The 24,833-nt window shown below is 64.5% G+C and carries 26 protein-coding genes; 8 read left to right on the top strand and 18 right to left on the bottom strand.

All coding sequences use genetic code 11. The features are described from left to right. Positions 1–128: 128 nt before the first annotated feature. Positions 129–1,319 (bottom strand): amidohydrolase family protein, encoded by a 1,191-nt coding sequence (locus ACZ50Z_RS16245; RefSeq protein WP_464484472.1) that lies wholly within the window; start codon positions 1,317–1,319, stop codon positions 129–131. Between the two features lie 89 nt (positions 1,320–1,408). After that, on the bottom strand, positions 1,409–1,828 hold the full coding sequence (locus ACZ50Z_RS16250) for a lipoprotein LpqH (protein WP_464484473.1): 420 nt from the start codon (positions 1,826–1,828) through the stop codon (positions 1,409–1,411). 106 nt (positions 1,829–1,934) lie between these two features. On the opposite strand from ACZ50Z_RS16250, the gene ACZ50Z_RS16255 reads away from it, so the two are divergent. Next, a complete protein-coding gene (locus tag ACZ50Z_RS16255; RefSeq protein WP_464484474.1) occupies positions 1,935–2,690 on the top strand; it encodes an enoyl-CoA hydratase/isomerase family protein in 756 nt (251 codons plus the stop codon). 71 nt (positions 2,691–2,761) lie between these two features. After that, entirely contained in the window at positions 2,762–3,127 is a 366-nt protein-coding gene (locus ACZ50Z_RS16260) for a hypothetical protein (RefSeq protein WP_464486269.1), read from the top strand. Here the strand turns inward: ACZ50Z_RS16260 and ACZ50Z_RS16265 are convergent. Further along, on the bottom strand, positions 3,043–3,762 hold the full coding sequence (locus ACZ50Z_RS16265; protein ID WP_464486270.1) for a TetR/AcrR family transcriptional regulator: 720 nt from the start codon (positions 3,760–3,762) through the stop codon (positions 3,043–3,045). The genes ACZ50Z_RS16260 and ACZ50Z_RS16265 overlap by 85 nt on opposite strands. A gap of 194 nt (positions 3,763–3,956) precedes the next feature. Between ACZ50Z_RS16265 and ACZ50Z_RS16270 the strand changes: the two genes are divergently transcribed. Continuing rightward, positions 3,957–5,252 (top strand): cytochrome P450, encoded by a 1,296-nt coding sequence (locus ACZ50Z_RS16270; RefSeq protein WP_464484475.1) that lies wholly within the window; start codon positions 3,957–3,959, stop codon positions 5,250–5,252. Position 5,253: 1 nt separating this feature from the next. Here ACZ50Z_RS16270 and ACZ50Z_RS16275 read toward each other — a convergent pair whose 3' ends face one another. Genes ACZ50Z_RS16275 through ACZ50Z_RS16290 form a run of 4 tightly spaced genes read right to left on the bottom strand, consistent with a single transcriptional unit; the run spans position 5,254 to position 7,722 of the window. Next, on the bottom strand, positions 5,254–5,538 hold the full coding sequence (locus ACZ50Z_RS16275) for a cytochrome C oxidase subunit IV family protein (protein WP_464486271.1): 285 nt from the start codon (positions 5,536–5,538) through the stop codon (positions 5,254–5,256). Next, the gene (locus ACZ50Z_RS16280; RefSeq protein ID WP_464484476.1) at positions 5,538–6,128 is read right to left on the bottom strand and encodes a cytochrome c oxidase subunit 3 family protein; all 591 of its coding nucleotides are present in this window, start codon (positions 6,126–6,128) and stop codon (positions 5,538–5,540) included. Before ACZ50Z_RS16280 ends, ACZ50Z_RS16275 begins: the two co-directional genes overlap by 1 nt. Continuing rightward, positions 6,125–6,940 carry a hypothetical protein gene (locus ACZ50Z_RS16285; protein WP_464484477.1) on the bottom strand — a complete coding sequence of 272 codons (816 nt, stop codon included), beginning with the start codon at positions 6,938–6,940 and terminating at the stop codon, positions 6,125–6,127. Before ACZ50Z_RS16285 ends, ACZ50Z_RS16280 begins: the two co-directional genes overlap by 4 nt. Then, positions 6,937–7,722 (bottom strand): hypothetical protein, encoded by a 786-nt coding sequence (locus ACZ50Z_RS16290; protein ID WP_464484478.1) that lies wholly within the window; start codon positions 7,720–7,722, stop codon positions 6,937–6,939. Before ACZ50Z_RS16290 ends, ACZ50Z_RS16285 begins: the two co-directional genes overlap by 4 nt. A 101-nt stretch (positions 7,723–7,823) precedes the next feature. Here ACZ50Z_RS16290 and ACZ50Z_RS16295 point away from each other — a divergent pair, with 101 nt between their 5' ends. After that, positions 7,824–8,426 carry a TetR/AcrR family transcriptional regulator gene (locus ACZ50Z_RS16295; protein WP_464484479.1) on the top strand — a complete coding sequence of 201 codons (603 nt, stop codon included), beginning with the start codon at positions 7,824–7,826 and terminating at the stop codon, positions 8,424–8,426. A gap of 5 nt (positions 8,427–8,431) precedes the next feature. On the opposite strand, the gene ACZ50Z_RS16300 is transcribed toward ACZ50Z_RS16295, so the two are convergent. Further along, entirely contained in the window at positions 8,432–8,821 is a 390-nt protein-coding gene (locus tag ACZ50Z_RS16300) for a hypothetical protein (protein WP_464486272.1), read from the bottom strand. Positions 8,822–9,023: 202 nt separating this feature from the next. On the opposite strand from ACZ50Z_RS16300, the gene ACZ50Z_RS16305 reads away from it, so the two are divergent. From ACZ50Z_RS16305 to ACZ50Z_RS16315, 3 genes are all read left to right on the top strand, one after another. Continuing rightward, positions 9,024–9,821: a hypothetical protein gene (locus ACZ50Z_RS16305; RefSeq protein ID WP_464484480.1), complete on the top strand. Its 798-nt coding sequence runs from the start codon at positions 9,024–9,026 to the stop codon at positions 9,819–9,821. Next, positions 9,818–10,435: a hypothetical protein gene (locus tag ACZ50Z_RS16310; protein ID WP_464484481.1), complete on the top strand. Its 618-nt coding sequence runs from the start codon at positions 9,818–9,820 to the stop codon at positions 10,433–10,435. Before ACZ50Z_RS16305 ends, ACZ50Z_RS16310 begins: the two co-directional genes overlap by 4 nt. Before the next feature lie 130 nt (positions 10,436–10,565). Beyond that, on the top strand, positions 10,566–11,087 hold the full coding sequence (locus tag ACZ50Z_RS16315) for an Rv2253/PknI dimerization domain-containing protein (RefSeq protein WP_464484482.1): 522 nt from the start codon (positions 10,566–10,568) through the stop codon (positions 11,085–11,087). A gap of 78 nt (positions 11,088–11,165) precedes the next feature. On the opposite strand, the gene ACZ50Z_RS16320 is transcribed toward ACZ50Z_RS16315, so the two are convergent. The 10 genes from ACZ50Z_RS16320 to ACZ50Z_RS16365 form a co-directional block, all read right to left on the bottom strand. Then, complete coding sequence (locus ACZ50Z_RS16320; RefSeq protein WP_464484483.1) at positions 11,166–12,905, bottom strand: MCE family protein; 1,740 nt, start codon at positions 12,903–12,905, stop codon at positions 11,166–11,168. Continuing rightward, positions 12,906–14,186, bottom strand: coding sequence for an MCE family protein (locus ACZ50Z_RS16325; RefSeq protein ID WP_464484484.1), 1,281 nt, complete (start codon positions 14,184–14,186; stop codon positions 12,906–12,908). It lies immediately after the preceding gene. Continuing rightward, on the bottom strand, positions 14,183–15,610 hold the full coding sequence (locus tag ACZ50Z_RS16330) for an MCE family protein (protein WP_464484485.1): 1,428 nt from the start codon (positions 15,608–15,610) through the stop codon (positions 14,183–14,185). Before ACZ50Z_RS16330 ends, ACZ50Z_RS16325 begins: the two co-directional genes overlap by 4 nt. Further along, the gene (locus ACZ50Z_RS16335; protein WP_464484486.1) at positions 15,607–16,725 is read right to left on the bottom strand and encodes an MCE family protein; all 1,119 of its coding nucleotides are present in this window, start codon (positions 16,723–16,725) and stop codon (positions 15,607–15,609) included. Before ACZ50Z_RS16335 ends, ACZ50Z_RS16330 begins: the two co-directional genes overlap by 4 nt. After that, positions 16,725–17,747, bottom strand: a complete 1,023-nt coding sequence (locus ACZ50Z_RS16340) for an MCE family protein (RefSeq protein ID WP_464484487.1) — start codon at positions 17,745–17,747, stop codon at positions 16,725–16,727. The genes ACZ50Z_RS16335 and ACZ50Z_RS16340 overlap by 1 nt, the downstream gene beginning before the upstream one ends. Then, positions 17,744–19,006, bottom strand: a complete 1,263-nt coding sequence (locus tag ACZ50Z_RS16345) for an MCE family protein (protein WP_464484488.1) — start codon at positions 19,004–19,006, stop codon at positions 17,744–17,746. The genes ACZ50Z_RS16340 and ACZ50Z_RS16345 overlap by 4 nt, the downstream gene beginning before the upstream one ends. A gap of 19 nt (positions 19,007–19,025) precedes the next feature. Beyond that, on the bottom strand, positions 19,026–19,871 hold the full coding sequence (locus tag ACZ50Z_RS16350; protein WP_008253752.1) for an ABC transporter permease: 846 nt from the start codon (positions 19,869–19,871) through the stop codon (positions 19,026–19,028). Between the two features lie 7 nt (positions 19,872–19,878). Then, positions 19,879–20,697, bottom strand: a complete 819-nt coding sequence (locus ACZ50Z_RS16355) for an MlaE family ABC transporter permease (RefSeq protein ID WP_464484489.1) — start codon at positions 20,695–20,697, stop codon at positions 19,879–19,881. Positions 20,698–21,070: 373 nt separating this feature from the next. Continuing rightward, complete coding sequence (locus tag ACZ50Z_RS16360) at positions 21,071–22,276, bottom strand: CaiB/BaiF CoA transferase family protein (protein WP_464484490.1); 1,206 nt, start codon at positions 22,274–22,276, stop codon at positions 21,071–21,073. Beyond that, positions 22,273–23,808, bottom strand: coding sequence for an aldehyde dehydrogenase family protein (locus ACZ50Z_RS16365; protein ID WP_464484491.1), 1,536 nt, complete (start codon positions 23,806–23,808; stop codon positions 22,273–22,275). Before ACZ50Z_RS16365 ends, ACZ50Z_RS16360 begins: the two co-directional genes overlap by 4 nt. Before the next feature lie 282 nt (positions 23,809–24,090). Between ACZ50Z_RS16365 and ACZ50Z_RS16370 the strand changes: the two genes are divergently transcribed. Beyond that, positions 24,091–24,792 (top strand): SDR family NAD(P)-dependent oxidoreductase, encoded by a 702-nt coding sequence (locus ACZ50Z_RS16370; RefSeq protein ID WP_464484492.1) that lies wholly within the window; start codon positions 24,091–24,093, stop codon positions 24,790–24,792. The last annotated feature ends 41 nt before the right edge of the window (positions 24,793–24,833 follow it).

A 24,833-nucleotide genomic window follows, 5' to 3' on the forward strand; every position in this document is an offset into this window, starting at 1 on the left:
CTCACATTGGCCGGTTCCTCCTCATCGCGCTTCGCGCTCTGCATCGTCACCGCCATCTCACATTGGCCGGTTCCTCCTCATCGCGCTTCGCGCTCTGCATCGTCACCGCCCGGGTTGACTGGCTGGCGTCACACCGTGACAAGTCGACCGAGGTTGCCGCCCATGATCTTTGCCTGATCTTCCGGCTTCAGGTGCGACAGCGCCTCGATGTAGTACGTCGGCTCCGCCAGCCCCTCGGGGTGTGGCCAGTCCGAGCCGTAGAGCACCTGATCGACACCGACGAGGTTGACCAGATCGTCGATGCCGTCCTCGAAGAACGGGCTGACGTGAATCCGGCTCTTGACCATCTCGACCGGGTCGCTCGGGAACGCCTCCGGGGCTTTCCGGAAGACTTCGGCCAGGCCGTCCAGCAGCGGGGTCATCCACTTCGAACCGGCCTCGACGATCGCGACCTTCAGCTTCGGGTGCCGGTAGAGCGCGCCGTGAATGACCCACGAGCCCACCGAGTCCTGGATCGGCCGCCACTCGTTGAGGATGCCCATCGCGTTGGTCTGGAACGGCAGCATCTCCTGGTCGGCGCCGTCCCACTCGGAGGTGTACCGGGAGTAGCCGCTGTCGGAAGAGTGCATGCCGACCAGCACGTCGTGCTCGACGACCCGCTCCCAGAACGGGTCGAACTCGGGCACCGCGAACGACCGCGGACCGCGGAAGCCGGGGACCGGAGCGGGGCGCACCAGGATGGCGCGGGCACCACGCTTGACCGCCCATTCCAGCTCCTCGATCGCCTTCTCGACGATCGGCAAGGTGATGACGGGTGTGGTGAAGATGCGGTTCTGGTAGTTAAAGCCCCAGACCTCGTCCAGCCATTCGTTGAGCGCGTGCACCAGCACGTGGATGGCCAGCGGGTCGTCACGCAGCCGCTCTTCCAACAGGCTGGCCAAGGTCGGGAACATCAGCGTCTTGTCCAGACCCAGCTGGTTCATCGTCTCCAAGCGCGGGCCGGGCTCGAAGAACGCCGGGATGGCGCGCATCGGCTCACCGAACAGCTCGCGCTTGCTCTTGCCGTCCGGGTTGCCGTACTTGAAGTACTCCTCCCATGCACCCGGCCGGGCGACGACCTCGAAGGTCGGGTTAGGAATGTAGTTGCTGATCTGGCCGCGGATGGCGATCTTGGTGCGCCCGTTGATCTGCACGTACTGGACGTAGTCCTTGTACTCCTTGGGCAGGAACTTTGTCAGCGCCTCCGGCGGCTCGTAGAGATGATTATCCGCGTCAAAGATCGGGAACGGGACGTCCACTTTGTGCGACAACTGGCCCATGAGATCCTCCTTTGCAATTTGTGAGAATACTATTCTCTACAGGTGCCCAACCGCAACGTGGGCCCCGCCGCGCCCGGTTCGGCACGGTGTCAGCACGTCACGACGATCTTGAACGTGGCGGTGGCCGGTTCATTCGATTTGTCGGTCTTGTAGCCGTTGGCGGTGCCGCTGATGGTGAACTTGTCGCCGGTCATGCTCATGTCGGCGCTGCCGTCGCCGCCCCGGGAATACATCCCGCTGAACCCGCCCACGTTCCGGATGTGCACAGACTGGGTCGTCGCCGGTTGCTCGCCCTCGTCGACGATGACCTTGGCGCCGGAGAATTCGCTGCCGATGTCGATCGTCCGCGTCCACTGCAATTGACCGCACTTCACGATGTGGAAGTTTCGGTCGATACCGTTCACGGTCACCGACGCCGAGCTGGAGATGTGGGTTGGTGGGTGCGACGCGCATGCCCCCAGCAAGGCAGCGGCGAGGACCGCGGCGGTGGCCACTGTTCGGTTCCGCACCGAGTCACCTCCATCTCCCGACGAAAATTCTTGGGCCTGCAGCGATGATGTTATTCTCGCGAAAAGAGAATGCCAATATCGGGTGGTTGTCGAGGAGCGATAACGCATGGTGGACCTGGAGATCGACGACGGGTTGGCGGTGCTCACCATCGACCGCCCGCACGCGCGAAACGCCATTGGCCTGGACACCATGGACCAGCTGGAGAAGGCGATCGATGCGGCGGCGGGCGCCCACGCGCTGGTGATCAAGGGCGCCGGAGAGCACGCTTTCGTCTCCGGCGGTGACCTCAAGGAATTGAGCGCGCTGCGGACCGAATCCGGCGCCGCGGCAATGGCCCGGCGGATGCGGTCCATCTGCGATCAGCTGGCAGACTTCCCCGCTCCCGTCGTCGCCGCGCTCAACGGTCATGCGTTCGGCGGGGGCGCCGAGGTCGCCGTCGCCGCCGATATCCGGGTGGCCGCCGACGACATCAAGATCGCCTTCAACCAAGTGCAGCTCGAGATCATGCCGGCCTGGGGCGGGGCCGAGCGGTTGGCCGCGCTGGTCGGAAAGAGTAAGGCGCTCCTGTTGGCCGGCTCGGGAACCGCGCTCAGCGCGGCGGCCGCCGAGCAGATCGGCCTGATAGATCGGGTCTTGCCGCGCGCCGCTTTCGACTCGGCCGACGCAGGGTGGCGTTCGGTGGCCCGGTCGCTCGCCCGTCAGCCGGCGACGGAGATAAAGCGCGTAATCCGCGGAGTTTCCCCTGAGGAGGCGATAGCATCCTTTGCACGGCTCTGGGTTGCCGACCCGCACTGGCAGGCCGCGGAACGGGTCATGACCCGCAACAGCAAACCTCGCCCGTCAGCCGGAGGAGCGTCATGACCATCAATCTGAGGACGGCGATGGGCATCGGGTCCGTCGTGTCGTCGGCTTCCCTCTTGGTGGCAGCCGGCGTGCTGGCGGGAAGCGGCCACGCACATGCCGACGAAGCCGTCATGCATCACGTCAAGTACACGGTGTCCACGCAGAATCCGATTTACACCAGCATCTATTACCTGGATCATGAGCCGGCCATCTTCGCCGACTACAGTCACAACCCCTACGCGTTCACGCCGCACGCCGACATCGACCTCGCCCCCGGCAAGCCGTGGAGTTACGAGCTGGAACTGTCAAAACCCGACGTGTACGCGATGGTCGTGGCGAGCACGGGGACCGAACCCGGGACGCCGAACCTTCATTGCGACTTGGCGGTAGACGGAGCCGTCGTCGTGTCCAAGGATGGCGCCAAAGGTGTGCTCTGCTCGCTGCGGAATTGGTGAACCACCCAGGTCTCCGGCACACCCTCGATCGGCTGCGGTTCGCCTTCCAGGCGCCGCAGATAGCTCTCGACCAGTTCCACGGTTTCCGCGTGGCCGGCGGACATACCGATCGCCTGCTCGAGCACCAGAAAACGCGACAGGCTGCTCATCAGCACCGTCCACACCACCGGGGCGATCTCGATGTCCTGGCCTTCGTCCTGAATTCTGGAGCCGTAGCGATCCAGCGCCGCCGCCACCGCCTGGCGCTGTTCTTCCCGGAAACGCTCTGCGTAGTAGGCGATTTCGGCCCGCATGTCCTTGCGGTGGTTGGCCAGCGCCATGAATTCCATGGAAATCCGCGTGAAGGCGGGATCGGTGCCGAATCGCCACAACGCCCACAGCGGCTGGGGCAACTTCAGCATTTGCGCGTGCGCTACGAGCGCCTCTTCCGCCCGACGCCGGAAGACTTCCAGGAACAGCTCTTCCATGGTGCGGAAGTAGTAGTGGACCAGCTGAGGCTTCAGCCCGGCCTTGTTTGCCAGGCGCCGCGACGTCACCGCGGCGTAGCCCTCTTCGAGCATCAGTTGCTCGGCGGCATCGAGCAACAACGCGCGATTCTTCGCGTCCGGCGCCCCGATCCTGCGGGCAGATGTCATGTCCCTGCTCCGTACTGTGTGCCATCCCGTGCCGACCACACGGATCGTATCGTGGCGCGGCGCGGTGATCTTGACCCTGACATTACCGCCATGCTAAGCAGGTGCTCAGCACATTTTCGATTTCGAGATCACCGCGGCGGTACCGCTTGCCGGCGATACCACCGGTAAAACCCAGCCCAGGGAGACGCAATCCGATGAGCACGTTCGAGTCGATCGATTTCTTCACCGATCCGTCTCTGGTCCCAGATCCGCACCCGTACTTCGACTATCTACGCAGCCAGAACCCGGTGCTGCGGCTGCCGCACTACGGCGTCGTTGCGATCACCGGCTATGACGAAGCCTGCGAGATCTACAAGGACCCCGAGACCTTCTCGAACATCGTCGCGCTCGGCGGGCCGTTCCCACCGCTCCCGTTCACCCCCGAAGGTGACGACATCAGCGCCCAGATCGATGCGCATCGCAGTTCGTTCCCCATGTACGAGCACATGGTGACCATGGACCCGCCGGATCACACCAAAGCCCGTTCGGTGCTGGCCAAGCTGCTGACCCCGAGCCGGCTCAAGCAGAACGAGGAGTTCATGTGGCGCCTCGCCGACAGCCAGCTCGACGAGTTCCTGAGCCTCGGTGAGTGCGAATTCATCGCCGAATATTCCAAGCCATTCGCCACCCTGGTGATCGCCGACCTGCTCGGCGTGCCGGAGGAGGACCACAAGGAGTTCCGCAAGGTCTTGGGTGCCGACCGTCCCGAGGCACGGGTAGGCGCCCTGGACCACGAGTCGGTCGGCATCAACCCGCTGGAGTGGCTCGACGACAAGTTCTGCCACTACATCGAAGACCGGCGGCGCGAGCCGCGCGGCGACGTGCTGACCTCCCTGGCGGAAGCGAAGTACCCGGACGGATCGACTCCGCCGGTGATCGAGGTCGTCCGCTCGGCGACGTTCCTGTTCGCCGCCGGGCAGGAAACCACGGCCAAGCTGCTCAGCGCCGCCCTGCAGGTGATCGGCGACCGTCCCGAGATCCAGCAGCAGTTGCGTGAGGACCGCAGCCTGATCCCCGGGTTCATCGAGGAATCGTTGCGCATGGACAGCCCGGTGAAGAGCGACTCACGTCTGGCCCGCAAGGCGACCACCATCGGCGGTGTCGACATCCCCGCCGGCACCGTGGTGATGATCCTGCCGGGAGCGGCCAACCGCGATCCCCGCCGGTTCGACAACCCGCATGAGTTCGACCTGCGCCGCAAAAATGTGCGCGAGCACATGGCGTTCGCCCGCGGTGTCCACTCCTGCCCCGGCGGACCGCTGGCCCGCGTGGAGGGACGGGTCTCGATCGAGCGGATCCTGGATCGGATGCCGCACATCGAAATCAACGAAGCCCATCACGGGCCGGCCACCGAACGTCGCTACACCTACGAGCCGACGTACATCCTGCGCGGTTTGAGCGAGCTGCACCTGACGTTCACGACCGCCGACGCGATCGCGCCCGTGGCCTGAGTCAGACCTGCATGCCGACGAAATAGCAGCCGAGCAGGACGACGCCGATCAGCGCCACCCAGGCATCGGTGAGCCGGCACAGCAGGACTGGAGCGTTTCGCACCTCCATGAACTCGCGAAAAATGATGCGCACCTTGATGAGTGCGATCACGATGACGCTCGACGTCACCAGCGCGCTGGACTTCAACAATCCGCCCGCGGAGTGATCTATCCATAGGTAGGCGAGCGTGAGCGCCGAGAGGACGAGCCATACGATCATCAGCCGCTTGTTGAATTTGATTCCGATCACCTCACCACGTACAGCAGCGCAAAGATCAGCACCCACAGGAAATCAACGGTGTGCCAATAGGTAGCGCAGGTTTCGACGAGTTGCTGGGCTTCCGTGGGCTCCTGGGCTTTTCGCGCCGCCCTGCGGATCTGGTAGACGATGACGCCGAGCGCCACAAAGCCGATCAGCAGGTGCACGAAGTGGATGCCGGTGAGAAAGAAGTAGTAGGTGAAGAAGTCGTTGCTGTCGAATCCGTTTCCGATGCCGACCAACCGGGCCCACTCGAACACCTTGAAAAAGAGGAAAACCGCGGCGAACGCGGCCGTGATGTACACGTCTCGCAGCGCCGCGCGGTAGGCGCCGGCACGTGCCGACTGAACGCAGCGCGCCACCGACCATGAGCTCAGCAGCAAGACGAGGGTGTTGAAGACCCCGATCCGCAAATCCAGGTGTGCTTGCGAGTGCATGAAAAGCTCGGGATTGTGGGCGCGGTAGAACAGGTAGAACCCGAAATACGCTGTGAAGACCAGTGTTTCGAACAGCACGAAGGCCCACATGTCCGGCTGGCCCGGCACGGCGCGCTTGTTCCGGTCGGCGAGGTCCGTCATCGGCCGGTCGCCTCCTTGCTGGCGCGGTCGGGCAGCGGCCCGGTACCGAAGTCTTCGCGCCGGATCATCTGAAACAGCATGACGATGAACGTGACTTGGTAGATGCCGAACACCACCATGTCCAGCCACCAGGCGATCTGGCCGTTCCAGGCCAGGATGCCCCGCCGAAAGATCCAGCACGGCGCCACGACGACCTCGGTCAGCGCGTTGCACAGGTTGAGATAGCCAAACCATTTGGGGAACACGCGATTCTTGTCGAGCAGGATCGCGACCATCCAGATCAGCGAACCGATCAGGAAGACCCCCATGGTTCCGTCGAAGGACAGGAACGCGAAGTCGTAGAGCCAACCGAGCGCTTCGGGGTCTCGCTCGGGTCGCAGCGTCCCCACGATCAGCGCGATGTTGAGCAGCAGCATGCCGGGAACCGCGCTGAGCGAGTAGATGACCAGATAGGTGTAGCCGAACGCGGGGCTGACGGACATGCGCCGCATCGAATACGCGATGAGGGCGTTGTTGATCGCGATCATGCCGCTGATGGCGAAGATGACGCCGAAGCCGAACGGTATGCCGAGGTGGCGCTCGGAGAACCAGTGGGCCTGCGTCGCGAGGTCCCACGTGGGCTGCGGCGGCGGCTGGACTTGGGCCACGATGAAAAACATCGGAAAGAAGATGTTGTAGAACACGACGAGCGTCCACCACGCCAGCCAGAGTTCGCGCTTGGGGTTGTGCCGCAGATGCCAGGCGAGCCGCTGACGCAACGGTCCCACGGGCGGTGTGGCCGGCGCTGTCGGCGGTGCGATCACCGCGCTCATGCGTTGACCAATTCCCCTTCGCGCCCGGCGTTCTCGGCGCGCTCTCGGTAGACGGCTTGCCCCAACACCACGCCCATCACGACGATCCAGACCGCGATCGCAACGTTTTTGACCCAGAAGGACAAGAACCCGTCCCACGCCAGCGGACCGGTCAACGACACGCCGACGAAGGCGGCGGGAACCAGCGCGGCCGCCACCACCAGATTGAAATGGGCCACCCAGCGCCGAAATACGGGACGCGGCTGACTATCGAAATAGATTGCCAAGGCCAGGATTACACTTTGCCCGATCAGAAATGGAACGAGGATGGTGAAGGTCATCCAAGCCAAATCATTGAGCAGCTGGGTCAGCGCCGGGCTGCGTTCCGGGCGAAAGGCGGCGAGCAGCCAGCAGACGTTGGCGACGAGGAACAGTGTCGGACCGCCGGCCACACAACCCAACATCGCATACGAGAAGATCGGCGTCCGGTGTGCCATGCGGCGGATCTGCAGCACGATCAGCGCCAGAATCGGAACCAGGCACACGCCGAACCAGTTGAACAGGATCATGCTGTAGCGGATCTCGGGCAGGTGGGCCGGATCGCGATAGAACGCGGCAACCTGATCCGCCGGCATGGTGGGTGACATCGGCGGATTGAAACCCGGAAACAGGAAAAACGAGGCGATCCACAGAATCAGCGCCACCGGCAATGTCCAGAGCAGGATCAACTCGCCGTCGGACCGCCGGTGCGCGGCGCGCGCAGATTGGTGACCGCCTGCATCGTTTCCGCCGACGTCGGGCATCGGTTCTCCTTCCCCGCACGAAATAACCGCAAGAGCTCGGCTAGTGAGCGAAGCTAGCCGATCGGCTAGCCACGGTCAATAGCGTCGTCTAGTCTCGGTGCGTGGGAACAGCACGGCGGCCGGTCACCGATGAGCAGTTCTGGCTGATCGCGCACAGCGCGGCCCGTACGCGGGTGCTTGATGCGGCGTTGGATCTGATCGCCACCCACGGGGTCAGCGGTACGTCGCTGCAGATGATTGCCGACGCCGTCGGGATCACGAAAGCTGCTGTCTACCATCAATTCCGGACCAAAGAACAGATCGTCATCGCCGTAACCGAACGCGAACTCGGCCGCCTGGCGCCGGCGCTCGAGGCGGCCGAGGCCTACGACGACGGACCTCAAGCGCGAGATGCCTTGTTGGTGGGCGTGATTGAGATGGCCGTCCGCGACCGCCGGCTGGTGCGCACGCTGCAATTTGACCCCGTCGTCGTCCGATTGCTGGCCGAGCACAAGCCGTTTCAACTTTTCATGGACCGCCTGTATCGGGTGCTGCTGAGCGATGCGGGTCTCGACGGGCGGATCGAGGCGGCGATGTTCTCCGGCGCGCTCAGCACCGCAGTGATGCATCCGCTGGTCGCCGATATCGACGACGAGACCTTGCTCGATCGGGTCACCGATTTGAGCCGCCGGCTGCTCGGCCTGCCTCGACAGAGCCGTGACTGACGCGGCTACGTGTCGGCGCGGACCCAGCTCGATATGCCGTCGTGAGCAATACAGATCAGGAATAGGCCATCGGGCGCCTGCGCGACATAGTTCAGATAGTTCGTGCAGTCGGCGTTTTCTTCTTTGACCCCAGCCATGGGCGGGGAGCGGAACCACCGAGGCTGGTATCGCCTCGGCGAGCCGCAAAACATCAACCGTCCGGGTTCCGAGGCGAAGGAAACGTATCCGTCGGCGACACCGAAGGCATAGTAGGTGGTGTTGTCACACGGCGCGCCTAGAACCTGATGGGGCATGATGCCCGGGGTGCAGGCGGGGTAGTCGCAGACAGTCGGTCCTGCCGAGGCTGGCGGCGCCGCTACCACACAGGCGCCCAGCAACGCGGCAACCAGAGCCACGATTGATCGCACCCGATTACTCTGCCATACCTGAAAAGAAAATTCTCCTGGTTGGAGAAGATCACTTGGACCGCACTGCGATCGGCGCAAGACGACCAAGAAGGCCACCCTCCCCGCTCGCCGGCAAATGAGCATTTCCGCATGTGAGGAGCCATCCGACGACGGCGTTTGCGCTCAGCCCTCAGTGATAAGGTGCTTCTCTGTGCACGATCCGAAGGGGCCCAGCGCCGACGATTGTGGTGACCCGAGGGATGTGAGCGATCCCGACGAACCACCGTCCAGCGCAGGGACCGAAAGCGACGTAGCGGCCGCATCAGAAGCGGACGCAGAAGACGAAGTCGCCAAGGCCGAAGCGCGCGCCGAAGCGGCCCGCGAACGCCTCGCAAAATTGCGCGCAGCCGAAACCGGGGGCGCCGACGATGCCCAAAGTGACGAGCAGCGCGCCGCGAAGTCGACCCGCAAACGGCTTCGGTTGCGACGTCCCGGATGGCTGCGGCGGCCGGGGTGGCTGCGGCGCCCGGCGCGGAAAACAATCGCTGTTGGCGTCGGGATCATGCTCGTCTCCACGTCTGTCGCCGCGACGGGCTACATGCTGTGGCAGCACCACACCGCGGTGCACAATCGCCAACTCGCCGCGGAACTCAGTGCGGCGGCCCGGCAAGGGGTCACGGCATTCATGTCGATCGACCCCGACCACGCCAAGGAGGATGTCCAGCGCGCAATCGATGCCTCCACCGGCGACCAGAAGAACCAGCTATCCGTGCTGTCTCCCCTGATAGTCAACAAGGCCGAGGAAACGAAGGTCGGTACCAAGGTGACCATCGAAGCCGTCGCCGTCCAGTCGTTGAGCGACAACTCCGGAGTCGTGCTGGTGGCGGCGAAAACGACTCCCACGGGGCCGGATAACGCCAAACCGCCACCGGCCTTGTTTCGGCTCAGCGTCAACATGGACCGCGATGACGGCCATCTCAAGATGTCGAAAATCGAGTTCTTGCGATGACTGTCGAACATGGCTCATCGCCGAACGGCACGGACGACGCGGTCGACGACGTAAAGGCGCCACCCTCCGGCGAGGGACCGGCACGCTCGCGCCGACTGGTGGCGATTCGGCGTCGGCCCCACCGGTATCTGGCGAGGTGGCGTTCGATCGTTGCGACAGCGTTGGCTATTGCCGCGGTGGGAGTCGCTGCCGGCGTGTATTTCTTTGTGTATCGGGCGGATCAGCAGGTCGGTGACGCGGCGGCGCACCGGGCAATCCGGGCGGCGTCAGACGGTGCCGTGGCGGCGTTGTCGTATTCGTACGAACACTTGAACCGCGATTTCGACAACGCGAAATCCCATCTCACCGGCGACTTTCTCGCCTATTACAGCAAATTCGCCGACGAGGTGGTCGCGCCGACGGCGCAGAAGGGGCAACTGACCGCGAGCGCCAAGGTGGTTCGGGCCGCGGTCTCGGAATTGCATCCGGATTCGGCCACCGTGCTGGTTTTCGTCGACCAGACCACGGCAAGCGTGCAAAAGAAGGATCCCGAGAAGACGCAGAGCAGCGTCCTCGTCTCGCTGACAAAAGTCGACGGTTCCTGGCTGATCTCGAAATTCGTCCCGTCCGGCTGACGCGGCAGATCTTGTCCTAACCGTTACCGGGCCGGGCGAAGCGGTGTAACGTCATCGCTCGAGAACGCCGCAACCGACGGCGAAAAGGTGCCATCGGCACTCTCGGATTACGCGCTTCGAGGAGCACCTGATGCGTTCAGCCAAAACGCTCACCATCGCAACGCTGGTGGCTGCCACCGCATTCGGCGGTTTGAGTACTGCCCCCACGGCCCGGGCCATAACCAAAGAAGACGTCGCCATCAACGGAACTTTCCGTGTCACGTCCATCGGCGACTATGCCCAGACGAACGACCAGTACAAGGGTGAGCCGACGGTCTACCAAACGTGGACCATCAGCTCGACGTGCGACTCAACCCTGGAATGCCATGGCCAGGTGACGAGCGACCAGGGCTGGACCGCGCCGCTGTACATGACCGATGGGGAGATGTGGAAGGTGCGACGCGAAGTGCCGAACTGGGAACGATGTGAAGACGGCAGCACGTTCACCGGGGTGCAGACCTCCTTTTTCTACCCCGTAAACGACAATGGCGGATGGCAACTCGGGTCTCGAGTCTTCTCGGGTAAGGAAAAGACGGTCGGCCCCAGCGGTGCCTGCGGGCAGAACCAGTGGCTTGATATCGCGATGCCACTGCGCCTGGACCAGCTTTCCTGACCCAGCGGCCGTAAGCTCCTCGTAGCTTTAGCCCCACCCCTCGGGTCGCTTCGCTGCCCGAATCGCCTCAGCGCGAATTCAGGTGGGAATCATGTCCTTCCACGTCTTGGGCGCTTTCGGAGCAACGAGATCAGACTGCTGGTACAACTTTCCGTCCGGGCCGACATAACGACCGGTGTGCGGGTCATACTTGGCCACCACGACCGAGGGCGCGGGCTTAGATGCGTCGGCCCCGAACGAGCTTGGCGCGGCCTGGGGTTGTCCACCGTCGACCTGATCCGGCGGTGTGGGCTCTAGTGCGGGCGCCGGTGGTGGTGGCTGCGGCGCCGGAAGCTCGCCCGGTGCAGCGACATCGAGTGGCGCAAAAGACGGTATGTCAGCCGACATTCTCGTCATCGGCGCCAGCGTCGGTCCCGACGACGGCACGGGGGGTACGGCTGCTCCCACCGTGCCAGGTGGTGGATTTTCTCCCCGCGGCCCCGCCGCGTCGCCGCGCGGCACCGCCCCCGGGGGCAGCGGCGTTCCTTCGACCGGGCCGAAGATCCTGTCGTTGACGGTAATCCGGTCATCGGGCGGCACGCCCTGGGAGATCAGGTTCGGATCCAGTGGGTAGGGTCCGGTGGTGTGCTGGCGCATCGCCAACGGCATGTACGGCTTGTCGCTGTTGCAGATTTCGACGGTGGGCGCGCGCTTGCCCGGGTGGCCCATGCAGGGATAGTTGCGGGCACCGCGTACCGCGATCGGTGAATCCTGCGGGAGTTTGCAGTACAACCCGTCCGGTGTGTCGATGTCGGACAGGTCGTCCGGGGATCGCCAGGTGTTGGGCGGCATGAAGCCGACCGTGCAGATGGGTGGATCGTCGACCGTGGCCGCGAAGTCTCCGTAAGCCCTACCGTCGGGATGGTTTTCACCGGTAGCGGCCTGCTCGATGGCAACCCCCGACGGCAGCAATACCAGCAGCTGCTCGATCGAAGGGTGGTAGGTGACGCCGATCTGCCCGATGGTGGTCAGATTGGCGAGCAACACCGGCAGCGTCGGCTTGATCTGTTCGAGGAGCCGGGATGCTTCGTTCGCGGTGTCAGGACCGTTCTGCAGGATGGTCCGGAAGTGGGAATCGTTGTTCACCAAGACATCCGAGATGCCGGCGAAGCTATGCGCCCACTTTCTGATCGAATCGGTGGTGTGCGCCTGGGTGTCCAGCAGTGGCCCGGTGTCTTCGGTGAGGGCACGGGTGCGGTCGACGACGCCGTTGGCGTCGCGGGACAACGTCTTCGAGGAATCGATCAGCGACCCCAGGTCATAACCGGTGCCGTTGAAGCCCTCGAAGGATTCGTCGAGCAATTGGCCGAGTTTGGTCTTCGGGATGCTTTGGACCAACGCATTGACCTGCTCGAGCATCGGGGCGACGGGCTGCGGAATCGTGGTGTCGCGCACGGAGATTACCGAGCCGTCATGTAGGTAGGGCGGCGAATTGGTTTTGGGCCGCAGGTCCACGTACTGTTCGCCCACCGCCGAGACGCTGAGCACCTCCGCCGTCAGGTCCGCGGGGACTTTGGGTGAAGTGCTCAGCGAGAGCGTCGCTTTCGCGCCCGTCGGCGTCAAACCCACCGCGGTGACCTTGCCGAGCTGAACCCCGCGGTAGGTCACGTTGGAAAACTGGTAGAGGCCACCGGTGGCCGGCAATTCCAGGGTCACCGTCATCCGGCCGATGCCCAGCAGGGTCGGTGCTTGGATGTAGAAGAGAACCATCGCGATCACGCCGATGGTCCCGGCGACCGCGAAGACCGCCAGCTGGATACGAACGAAGCGCGTCAGCATCTATCCACCCGCTTCCGTCGAAGGTGCCTCCGCCGGCGGTGGCGTTTGACCAAGACTCGCGTCAGGCGCCGGTGCCGGCCCGGGCCGCGGTCCATAGTTCCCCGGCCCCGGCCCCGGCACCGCACCCGGAGGCGGCGGGGGCAGTGGCAACGCGTCGGGATCGACCCACGGTGGCCGCAACGGGTTATGCAAGGGGTCGAGCGTGTAATTGAGGCGGTACGGATCGCCGGGCACCGGTGGAATGGGCATATCCAGCTGCCCCCAGTGGGTCCCCAGGAGCAAACTCTTCTTGAGTCGTGGGATCGTCAGGTCGAAATCGAAATGCAGGTTGAAGAAGTCGCCCCGGACCGCTCGGTCGACGAAGTTCTGGGTGAACGGGAACACGAACGACGCCGCGATGGCCGCGCCGAAATCCGGTCCGACGTCGGCGAGCGCCTTGATCGTCGGCTCCAAGTTTTTGAGGTTCCTCACCAGGTCGGCCTGCGCGTCGTTGACCAGCCGGTTGGCGGTGTTGCTGAACACGCGAAGGTGATCCAGCGCAGCCGTCAGACGAGGCCGCTCCTTGACTAGCACCTCGAGCGCCGGCGGAATCTTGCGCAGCGCGTCGGTGACAACGTCGCGTTGGTCCGCGAAGGTGGCCGACAGCCGATTCAGCGCCTGAATCGACGCAACGATGTTGTCCCGCTGGTCATCCAGAGTTCCGACGAACGTGTCCAGGCGGGTGATCAGATCGCGCACCGCACCCTCGTGGCCGGACAGGGCGGCCGAGAAATTGTGGATGACATCGCCGATCTGTCCCAGGCCACCACCGTTGACGACCGCGCCCAGCGACGACAGCGTCTGCTCCGTCGACGGGTAGGCCGACGACCGGCTCAGCGGGATGGTGGCGCCCGGCTGCAGCCGTCCGCTTCCCTGCTGGCCCAGCGGAGTATTGAGCTCGACGTGCATCGAGCCCAGCAGGCTGGTCTGACCGACGGTGGCAACCACGTTGGCCGGGACCACCACGTCGCGCTTGACCGAGATCTCGACGTCGGCGTGCCAGCCTTGCACCCTCATCGCACCGACACTGCCGACGACGACGTCGTCGATCATCACCGGCGAATTCGACTCCATCGTCCCGACATTCGGGAGCTCGACGTGGTAGATGTTGGCCCCCGGCCCGCGCCCGACCGCGCCGGGCAGCGGTAGTGAATTCAGGCCGTGGAAAGCGCATCCGGTCGCCGTCAACACCACGCAACAGCCGACGGTGAACACTCGCCGTGCCGCTACCCGCGCGATCATTGCTGCGGCCCGTCTGCCGGCAGCAGCATCTCCGACGCGCTCGGCGCCGGCGGTGGGGGCACCGGTGTCGACGGTGGGGGCGGCAGCGGCATCGCCGCGCCCGGGATCCGCGCCGGCGGTACGGCCCCCGGCGGACCCACCGGGTCGCCCGGCAGGCCGGTGTAGGCCGACACCGCGGGCGGGATTTCGGGTGCTGCGGGTTTCGGTCCCTCACCGCCAGGCGCCAGGCGCGGTTCGGTGTAGAGAACCCTGGCCGGGTCAATCGACTTGGCAATGAACGGGTTGATGGGAATTGGCGAGTTGTTGAAGTTGGTCTGCCGCAATCCGGGACCGAGGAACAGGGAGCACAGCTTGCCCGATTCGACCGAGGTGATGTTGCCGATGGCGCCGATCTGCGTGCAGCCCGGTACGCCCAGCAGAACTTGACCGCCCCAGGTGGGATTCGCCATGTTCATGAGCCCGAATCCTCCCACGATGGTTCCGGTGTCGGCGTTGTAGTCGTTGAAGAAGTTGCCGAAGGCATTCGGCGCGCCGTGCAGAATGTTTTCCAGGGCCATGTGGTGATCGACCAGGTTCTGGGTGACGTCGGCCAACCGGGCAATCTGCTCGCTGGTCTGGTTGCGCGTCCCCGCGACGAAGCGCTGCACCTCGCCGACCGCCGTCGACAAATCGGTCAGCGCCGCGTCCAGGTCGGATTTGCTGTCGTTGACGACGCTGGTGAGCGTGGCCAGGCGACCGTTGAACTGCTCGATCTGCACATTGCTGTCGCGCAGCGCGCCGACGAAGGTCTGCAGGTTTTTGATGATGTCGACGATGTTGCCGCTGCCGTTGGCCAGGATCCGGCCCACGCCTGACAGCTGACCGAGTGTTTGCCGCAGCTTGTCACCGTTGCCGTCGAGGGCGTTGGCGGCGCTGTCGATGAACCGACCGACCGATGTGCCCGAAACACCACTCTTGGGTCCCAAATCCGTTGCCAGCCGCATCAACTGGGTTTTGACCTCGTCCCACTCGACCGGCACCGCGGTCCGCTCGACCGGTATGACTGCGCCGTCGCGCATGACCGGTCCGCTGTCCCGATAGGCTGGCGAGAGTTGAACGTAGCGGGCGGACACCAGGTTCGAGGCGACGATCACCGCCTTCGCGTCCGCCGGAATCGGCACGTCGTGGTCGACCTTGAGGATCATCTTGGCCTGCGTGCCCTGCGGCTGAATGGATTTGATGCTGCCGACTTTGACACCCGAAACCCGCACGTCGTCATGGGGATAGATCGCGGTGGCGGTGGTGAAGTAGGCGGTGATCGTCTTCTGACCGAAGAACGTATTGCGGACGACCACGGCGGCTCCGACGACCAGCAGCCCGACCAGGGCGACCGCCGTCACGGCCGCCAGCCGCTTGCGCGGGATCCGAGAGGCCCCAGAAATCACTGCGATCCTCCGATCCGTCCGCCCAACGTGCAGCCAGGGCACATTGGAATGGAGTTGTACGGCCAGGGGGTCAGCGCCCGAGGTACCGGCGACGGGAAACCGGGGCCCTTGGCAGGATCGAAGGTGCGGAATCCCCAGAGGTAGTCGAACAACTCCTGGAAGAGTTGCGGGATAAGGAAGTTCGGGGCGAACGCCTGGTAGGCGTACATACCGGCGATGGCCTCACCGACCGTGATCTCGAACTTGGCGAGGCCTGGCAGCGCTTTGGCGATATTGTCGCGGTTCTTCTCCAGCACCCCGGTCACCCGATTCAGCCGCTCCAGCGTCGGTGCCAAGGTGGCTTCGTTGTCGTGCACCAACGCGGTCAGCTGCTTGGCCACCGCGGAGGTGTTGGCCAGCAGGTCCACGATCTCTTGCCGGCGTGCCACCAGCACTTGCAGCAGGGAATCGGAGTTGAGGATGAGCTTGTTGACCTGCATGCTGCGTTCGGAAAGTATCCCGGTGACGTCGCCGGCACTCTTGAACAGCTCGCCCAGGTTCTTGTTGCGACCGTTGAGGGTGCGGGATAGCCGGGTGAGCGCGTCGAATGCCGGCCCCATCTGGGGTGCGATCTGGTCGAGTGTCGCCGCCAGCGTGTCCAACGACTGATTCAGCGCCGCGGTGTTGGTGCCGGCCGTGTCCGATGTCAGGTCACTGACCGCTTCGGTCAACGAATACGGCGAAGAGGTGCGTGAGACGGGAATCAGAGTCATCGGATGCATCGTGCCGCTGCCGGCCGATTCCACCGTCAGCATCCGCTCGCCCAGCAGTGTGCCGGTGCGGATGTGCGCGGAGGTCTCCGACCCGAGCAGGACGTTGCCCCTCATCGCGAACGTCACCAGAGCGTCGCCGTGGCGCAGCTTCACATCCGACACGGTGCCGACCTTCATGCCCGACACGATGACGGGGTTGCCCACCGCAAGGCCCCCGGCTTCGGTGAACAGCGCCTGGTACCTGACCATCGTCGCCCACGTGATGAATCGGTCGGGCGACAGGCCCACGAGGATGACCATCACCGCCAGGACGACGCCGATCAGTCCGGGCTTGACCAGCCCAGCTCCGCGATACTTCAGCATTAGGGTTCCGTGCACCTTCCTGCATCTGACCTGAAGATATTGGCGCGCACAGTCTTGCCGTTGAGATCCGTACCGCGGAGTCCGAACTGGCAGATGTAATACGGGATGGTGGCGCCGTTCACGCCGAGGCGAACCAGCTTGCGATAGTTCTTCGGCGCCTTGGAGATTGCGGTATCGAGGCGGTCCCTGTCGCCATCGAGAATGGGTGCCAGACGATTCAGCTGGGCTATGGTGCCCGATAGCGGCGGACGGGCCTCGGCAAGTAGATCCGCCAGCGAGGCGGTTCCCTTGTCCAGGGCGTCAATGGCGGACCCGATCGTGTCGCGGTCGTCCGACAGTCCGCTGACAAGCTGCTCGAGGCGATCGATTGCGCCGGAGAACTGTTTGCCGTCCTTGGCAACCGTGCCGATCACGATGTTGAGGTTGTCGATCAGTTGCTGCACGGTTTGATCGTTGTCGGCCAAGGCGTTCGAAAACGACGTCGTCTTGGTGAACAGTGACTCGATAGTCCCGCCCTGACCCTGGAAGACCTGCAGCAGTCCCGAGGTCAGCGCGTTGACGTCGCGCGCATTCAGGCCCTGCGTAACGGGTTTCAGTCCACCGAGCAGCAGGTCGAGGTCAAGCGCGGGCGCGGTGCGGCTGACGGGAATCTGACCCCCGGCGGACAGGCGCTTGGGTGAGCCCGGCCCATCGACGAGTTCGAGGTAGCGATCGCCCACCAGGTTCAGGTAGCGCACCGCGGCCCTGGTGCCCTCGGTGAGCACGACGTTGCGGTCGGCGTCGAACTTCACCACAACTTTTTTGTCGGGCCGCAGGGAAACGCTGTCGACCGTGCCCACACGGATCCCGGCGACCCGCACCGACTGTCCCGGCTTCAGCCGCGATACGTCCGTGAAGACCGCCGAATACCCGTTCGTCGAACCCGTCCGGTACTGGCCGAAGATGAAGAACAGGAACGCGGTCAGGATCGCCATCACGACCGCGAAGATTCCGAACTTGATCAGCGTGGCGCGTGTTCTCATCCGGGCTGTCCGATCTGAGCGGGGTTGCGCGGCGGGCCGGCGATCGGTCCGTACAACAGCTGCTTGAGACCATCGAAGTTGAGCAACAGCTGTGGGTTTCCGTAGTTCACCGGGTTGGCGCCGGTATCGGCGATCAGTTGCGGCGGGGCCGTATTGAACGGCAGCTTCGGCAGACCCACACATTGCGGACCACCCGTGGCCGCGACCTTGGGCAGGTTCGTCGGATACCGATAGCGTTCGGCGCCCCACGTGAGGCTCGCTGAGATATTGATGCTGGGTTCCGACAACGGCGCCCCGTGCGTTATCACTGCGAGTCCGGCGAAAGCACAGTTGAGCGCGGGCGCGTACTCATTGGTCAGATCGGTGGTCGGCGCCAGCAAATGCACCACGTCCGTCAGCGGTTGACGGTTCGTCGACAAGACGTCGTTGCCGATGTCGGCCAGGCCGATCGCGCTGATCAGCAATGCATCGAGATTGTGCTGCTCGTCGACAAGCGTCTTGCTGATCCGGGTGGCGTTGGAGGCGGTCTTCATGAGGTCGGGTGCCGCGTCGGCATAGGCGTTGGACACCACCGGTAAGACGGAGAGGTCATGTCTGAATGCGGGCAGGCTCGGCTCCAGCTTGGCGAGAAAGGAATCCAGGTCGCTCAGCGACTGGCCGAGCTGTGGACCCCGCCCGCTGAACGCCTGCGCCAGCGCACCGAGCGACTCGTTGAGCTTCGGCGGATCGATGTGGCTCAGGACCGACACCAGTTGTTGGAACACCGTGTTGATTTCGACCATGACGTGCTGACCCTGTAGCGTCTGGCCGCTGTGCAACCGCTGCGCCGAGGGCTGGTCAGGCTCTACCAGCAGGACTGACTTGGCACCGAACACCGTCGATGACGCGATGTCGACGAGCACGTTGCCGGGGATGAAGTGCAACTGCGACGGATCCATCGCCAAATGAATGGCCGCTTCCCCATTGGCCAGGGGTTCGATCGAGGCGACCTTGCCCACCTGCACGCCGCGCATCTTGACCTTGGCGTCGGGGTTCATGACGAGGCCGGCCCGTTTCGAGATCACCGTCACCGGCACGGTTTCGGTGAAGGAGCCCTGGAACAGACCCACCGCCACGGCGAAGATCAGACCGATGATGAGAACGGTGGCCAGCCCGAGCAGGGGTGGCAAATAACTCCGTCCGGCCGGCGGCCGCGCATGGCCGGTGCGCGCCGGTCGGCCGGCGACCGCGCCGCGACCCGCTGGCACACTCTGCGTCACTTCCGTTCCACCTCCTCTGCTAACCGGACAGGTTGAAGTTGCCGTTCGTACCGTAAATAGAGAGCGAGACCAACAGCGTCACCGACACCACGACGATGAGCGAGGTGCGCACCGCGTTGCCGGTCGCGTTGCCGACACCGGCCGGCCCGCCCGAAGCGAAATAGCCGTAGTAGGTGTGGATCAGCAGGATGGTGAGCGCCATCAAGATGGCCTGTAGGAACGACCACAAGAGGTCGATCGGGTTCAGGAACGTGTTGAAGTAGTGCTGGTACAAGCCCTGCGACTGCCCGAGCAAGAACGTCGTGGTGAACTGACTGGCCACGAACGACAGGATCACGGCGATGCTGTACAGCGGGGTGATCGCCATCATTCCCGCCAGGATCCTGGTGCTGACCAAGTAGGCGACCGGCCGAATCGCCATGCTCTCCAAGGCATCGACCTCTTCGTTGATCCGCATCGCACCCAACTGAGCGGTCACGCCGGCGCCGAAGGTGGCCGCCAAGCCGATCCCGGCGACCACCGGTGCCGCGATACGCACGTTGATGAATGCGGCCAAGAAGCCCGTCAGCGCCTCGATGCCGATATTGCCCAGCGAGGTGTAACCCTGAATGGCCAGCGTGCCGCCCGCCGCGAGCGTCAGGAAGCCGACGATCACCACGGTTCCGCCGATCATCGCCAAAGTGCCCGCGCCCATGCTGATCTCGGCAACCAGTCGAACGACTTCGCGGGTGTAACGGGTGGCCGCGAAGGGGACTCCGGCGAGCGCCTTACCGTAGAACAGGCTGTGGTCACCGATCCGCCCGAAGAAGGCGACCGGCCTCTCGAACTGCCGGGTCAGTCGCGGGTATACGGCCCTCAATGCCATCGCAGCCCTACTTCGCCGTCATTTTGATGCCGATCGCGGTGACCACCACGTTGACGACGAACAGCGACATGAAGGCATAGACCACGGTTTCGTTCACCGCGTTGCCCACGGCCTTGGCGCCACCGCCGGTGATCGACAGGCCCCGATAGCAGGCGACCAAGCCGGCGATGAGTCCGAAAAGCGCTGCCTTGATGCAGGAAATGACGACCTCCGGAACGCCGGTGAGCAACGTGATACCCGCGGCGAACGCACCGGGATTGACGTCTTGGACAAACACCGAAAAGACGTAGCCGCCAAGGACGCCGATGATGACGACGAGGCTGTTCAGCAAAAACGCGACCAACCCGGAAGCCAGCATGCGCGGTGTCACCAACCGCTGGATCGGGTTGATGCCCAGCACCTCCATCGCGTCGATTTCCTCACGAATCGTTCGCGACCCCAGGTCCGCACACATCGCCGTGGCACCCGCGCCCGCCACGATCAACACCGTGACCAGTGGTCCGAGCTGGGTGACGGCACCGAACGCGGCACCCGCGCCGGAGAGGTCCGCAGCGCCGAGTTCGCGCAACAGAATGTTGAGCGTGAAGCTGACGAGGACGGTAAACGGGATCGCTACTAACAGAGTGGGAGCCAGCGACACCCGCGCGACGAACCAGGACTGCTCCAAGAACTCGCGCCACTGGAACGGCCGGCGGAACAGGAACTTGACCGCGTCGGCCGACATCGCGAACAAGGCCCCGACGGCGTGCATGGGACCCGAGAGGTCGAACTTGAGTTTGAGCGCGGGCAATCCCGTCGACCAGTGGTCAGCTCCCTTGGTTGCCATGGGCGCCAGCCCCTTCCCGCGCTACGAGACCGACAGTCTTGTTGTGGCGCAACGAGTGCGGTACATTCGGCAGCATTGACAGGTGTAAAGCCGCGCTGACGAGGGCGAAATGCTCAGAGGGCAGCCAATTTCCGGCATCGACCTTCGATGTGACAACGGCGGCCTCGCTCACGCCAGTCCTCCGTTCTGTTGCGTGAGTTGGCGCTGCAAAACGAGGGGCTCCACGTCTTGAAGCGTCCGGCGATTATGACTCATGCTGCGTCCGGGCGGAGTGAAAAGTGAATAAGCGTTATGCGACAACCCGTAACCGCTGCGCGGCGACAGGCATCGTCACTTGTGTTGCTGGGCTGAAACATTGCAGGCGGCTCCGGTTCTAGGTGACGGCGCCGGCCGTCTTGAGCTCGATGATGCGATCCCAATCGAGCCCGAGTTCCATCAGGATTTCGTCGGTCTGCTCAGCGAACCCGGGCGCCGGTCCGGTCTGTGGCGCGGCGACGTCGAACTGTACCGGGTTGGCAACCAACTCGAGCTCACCCGCTTGCACTAGGTACTCGTTCGAGCGGATCTGCGCGTCGTCGACGGCTTGCAGGGTGTCCTGCACCGGCGCCCACGGCCCGGACAGCGTGGCGAAGCGTTCGCTCCACTCGGTCAGGGTGCGGGTTGCGATGGCCTTGCTCAAAAGCTCCACCGCATCCGCCGTGTTGGCGGCGATCTCCTCCGCCGTGACGAAACGCGGATCGTCGGCCAGCTCCGGCAGGTCGACGTGGCGGCACACGTCAGCCCAGAACTTGGTGGGCTGCATCATCACGAACGAGATGTAGCGGCCGTCGGATGTTGTGTACAGGCCCACCAGCGGATTGTTGGGCGCGCCGTGCACGCCGGGCGGGGGCGCCTCGAGCCGCTGCCCAAGATGCTTTGTCAGCGCGACGGTGTGCCCCATCGACCACAGCCCACTGCCCAGCAGCGACACATCGACGACGGAGGGTTCGCCGGTGCGCTCACGTTTGAGCAGCGCCGCTGCGATGCCGCCGGCGAGGTTGGTGCCCGAGATGGTGTCGCCGTAGGCGGGGCCGGGCGGCGCGATCATCCCCGGCATCCCCGCGGGGGTGATGGTCGCCGCGGTTCCGGCGCGGCACCAGAAAGCGGTCATGTCGTAGCCGCCCTTTTCCGACTCGGTGCCACGCGGGCCGAGTGCGCTACCGCGGGCGTAGACGATGTTCGGATTGACCGTACGGATGTCGTCGACGTCGATGCCGAACTTCTTCCGATGAGCGGGAAGGAAGCTGGTGAGGAATACATCGGCGCGGCGGGCGAGCTCGTAGAGCACTTCCTTGCCCTCGGGCACCGACATGTCCAGCCCAATGCTGCGCTTGCCCCGGTTGGCGTGCTCGATGTTGGGGTTGGGATCGCCGTCGACGCGCAACATGCCGGTCTGGCGGAGGCCGCGCTGCGGATCGCCGGTCACGGCGTGCTCGACTTTGACCACGTCGGCGCCCCATTCGGCGAGCACCGCGCCCGCCGACGGGACGAACCCGTACATGGCGACTTCCAAGACCCTGATGCCCTCGAGCGGCCTCACGCGCCCGCCCCCTTGGCCGGCGCGGCGGGAACGGCGAAGGTCTTGCGCTCCAGGAACTCTTCCAACCCCGCCACTCCCATCTCGCGGCCGACGCCCGACTGCTTGAAGCCCCCGAACGGGCTGTCGGCGCCAAAGTAGTTGCCGCCGTTGATCGAAAATGATCCGGTCCGGATCCGGCGCGCCACTGCCAGCGCCCGGTCCTGGTCGCGGCTGAACACCGCGCCCGCCAGTCCGTAGATCGAATTGTTGGCGATGCGCACCGCATCGTCGTCATCGTCGAACGCGATCACCACGAGCACCGGCCCGAAGACCTCTTCCTGCGCGATCTCGCTGTCGGGGTCGACGTTGGTGAGCAGCGTCGGCGCATAGAAGTAGCCGGGATCGAGCCGCTTGCCACCCGTGACCAGGGTTGCCCCGGCGGCTACGGCGCGCTGGACCATGCCGTCGACTTTGTCCCGCTGCCGTTCGTTGATCAGCGGCCCCATGTAGGTCTTGGGGTCGGCCGGGTCGCCGTGACTGACCTTGGCGAAATTCTGCGCGATCAGGTCGACGATTTCGTCGTGGTGCGATCGGGGCACCAGGAGCCGGGACGTGAGCGCACACCCCTGGCCCGCGTGCGTCACCATGCTGAAGGCCGCGAACAGCGCGGCGTTGGCGAAGTCGGCATCGTCGAGCATGATCGCCGCGGACTTGCCACCCAGCTCCAGGAAGACGCGCTTGACGGTCTCGCTGGAGGCGGCCATGATCTTGCGCCCGACATCGGTCGATCCGGTGAAGGTGATGACGTCGACGTCCGGGCTGGTGGTCAGCGCGACTCCGGAGGCGGGGTCCGACGAACTGAGCACGTTGACCACGCCGGCGGGAATGTCGGTGTGGTTGGCGATCAGCTCGCCGAGCGCCAAGGTGATCAGCGGAGTGTCCGGGGCGCCCTTGAGCACGGCCGTGCATCCCGCGGCCAGCGCCGGTGCCAGCTTGGCGAGCGCGAGCTGATTCGGATAGTTGTAGGCGATGATGGCGCCGACCACCCCGGCGGCTTCCTTTTCCACCCAGCGGTGGTGGCGCATGCCCCGCGATTCCCGTTCTCCGAGGTCTTCGGAGAACTGATAGGTGCGCAGCAGATCCGCGTAGAAGCGCACGATGCCGATCGGCTCGTCGAGTTGTGCGCCGTGCGTGAGCGCGCGAGTGGCGCCGACTTCGGCGATGGTGAGCTCACGCAGCTCGTCGGCGTGCTCGACGAGTGCGGAATGCAGCTGGTCGAGGCAGCGGATGCGCAACTCGACATCGGTGGCCCAGCTGGTGTCATCGAAGGCGCGCCGCGCGGCCGCGATCGCCGCTTCGGCTTCCGCGGCGCCGGCGTCGGGGGCCCGCCCGATGACCGCGCCCGTGGCGGGGTTGATCGAAGGGAATGTCTCGCCGGCGGCGACGAGCCGGCCGTCGATCAACAGACGGCGCTCTGGGCCCGACTCAGGCGCGGCTTCCGCGATGGTCGCTGTGGACCCAACGGCGGGTTCTGCCGTGTCCTGCGCAGGCATGCCGGTACCCCCTGGTGTGGTGACGATCACGATAATTTCATTCTCTTCCCCGGCGAATCTTACATTCGAGTTTCGATAATTCAAGAAAGTCTCAGGAATGAGATCGAGGTGCTGACCAGCGGCGCAAACGACCAGAAGTCGCCGCTGCCTCGCTCTCGACGCAGGCCGAACATGGTTTCGCGGGCGTGTTGCACGCCACTCCGCGTGGAGAGTAAGGTTCTCATAATTGTAAGGGAGATTCTTTGTGGCTGAAATGGCCCCCGTCGGAGTAGAGGCCTCAACATGAAGACTGCGGTGGTCACCGGTGGCGGATCCGGCATCGGGCTTGCCGTCGTGCAGCGGCTACGCGCCGATGGCTTGAACGTCGCCACCATCGACTTGCGACCGTCGGACGCCGACTTCACTTTCACCGCCGACGTGACCGACCGGTCGCAAGTGGACGCCGCGATGTCGGCCATCCGAGCGCAACTCGGCCCGGTGACGGTTCTGGTCAACGCCGCCGGACTCGACGGCTTCAAGAAGTTCCACAACATCACCTTCGAGGATTGGCGACGGGTGATCGACGTCAACCTCAACGGCGTCTTCCACACCGTGCAAGCGGTGCTGCCCGACATGGTCGAGGCCGGGTGGGGACGCATCGTCAATATCTCTTCGTCGAGCACGCATTCCGGCGCGCCCTACATGAGTCACTACGTGGCGGCCAAGTCGGCGGTCAACGGCCTGACGAAGTCGCTGGCACTCGAGTACGGACCCAAGGGCATCACGGTCAACGCCGTGCCGCCCGGCTTCATCGACACCCCGATGCTGCGCGCCGCCGAGAAGAACGGCTTCCTCGGCGACATCGACGACACCATCGCCCGGACCCCGGTCCGCCGGATCGGCACGCCCGAGGACATCGCCGCGGCATGCGCGTTTCTGGTGTCCGAGGAAGCCGGCTACATCACCGGTCAGATTTTGGGCGTCAACGGCGGTCGCAACACCTGAGCGGTAGCGATTCGTCAGCCCCGGTAACCAGCATCAGGTGA

The organism is Mycobacterium sp. NTMscope_MAC_269, from assembly GCF_976985695.1.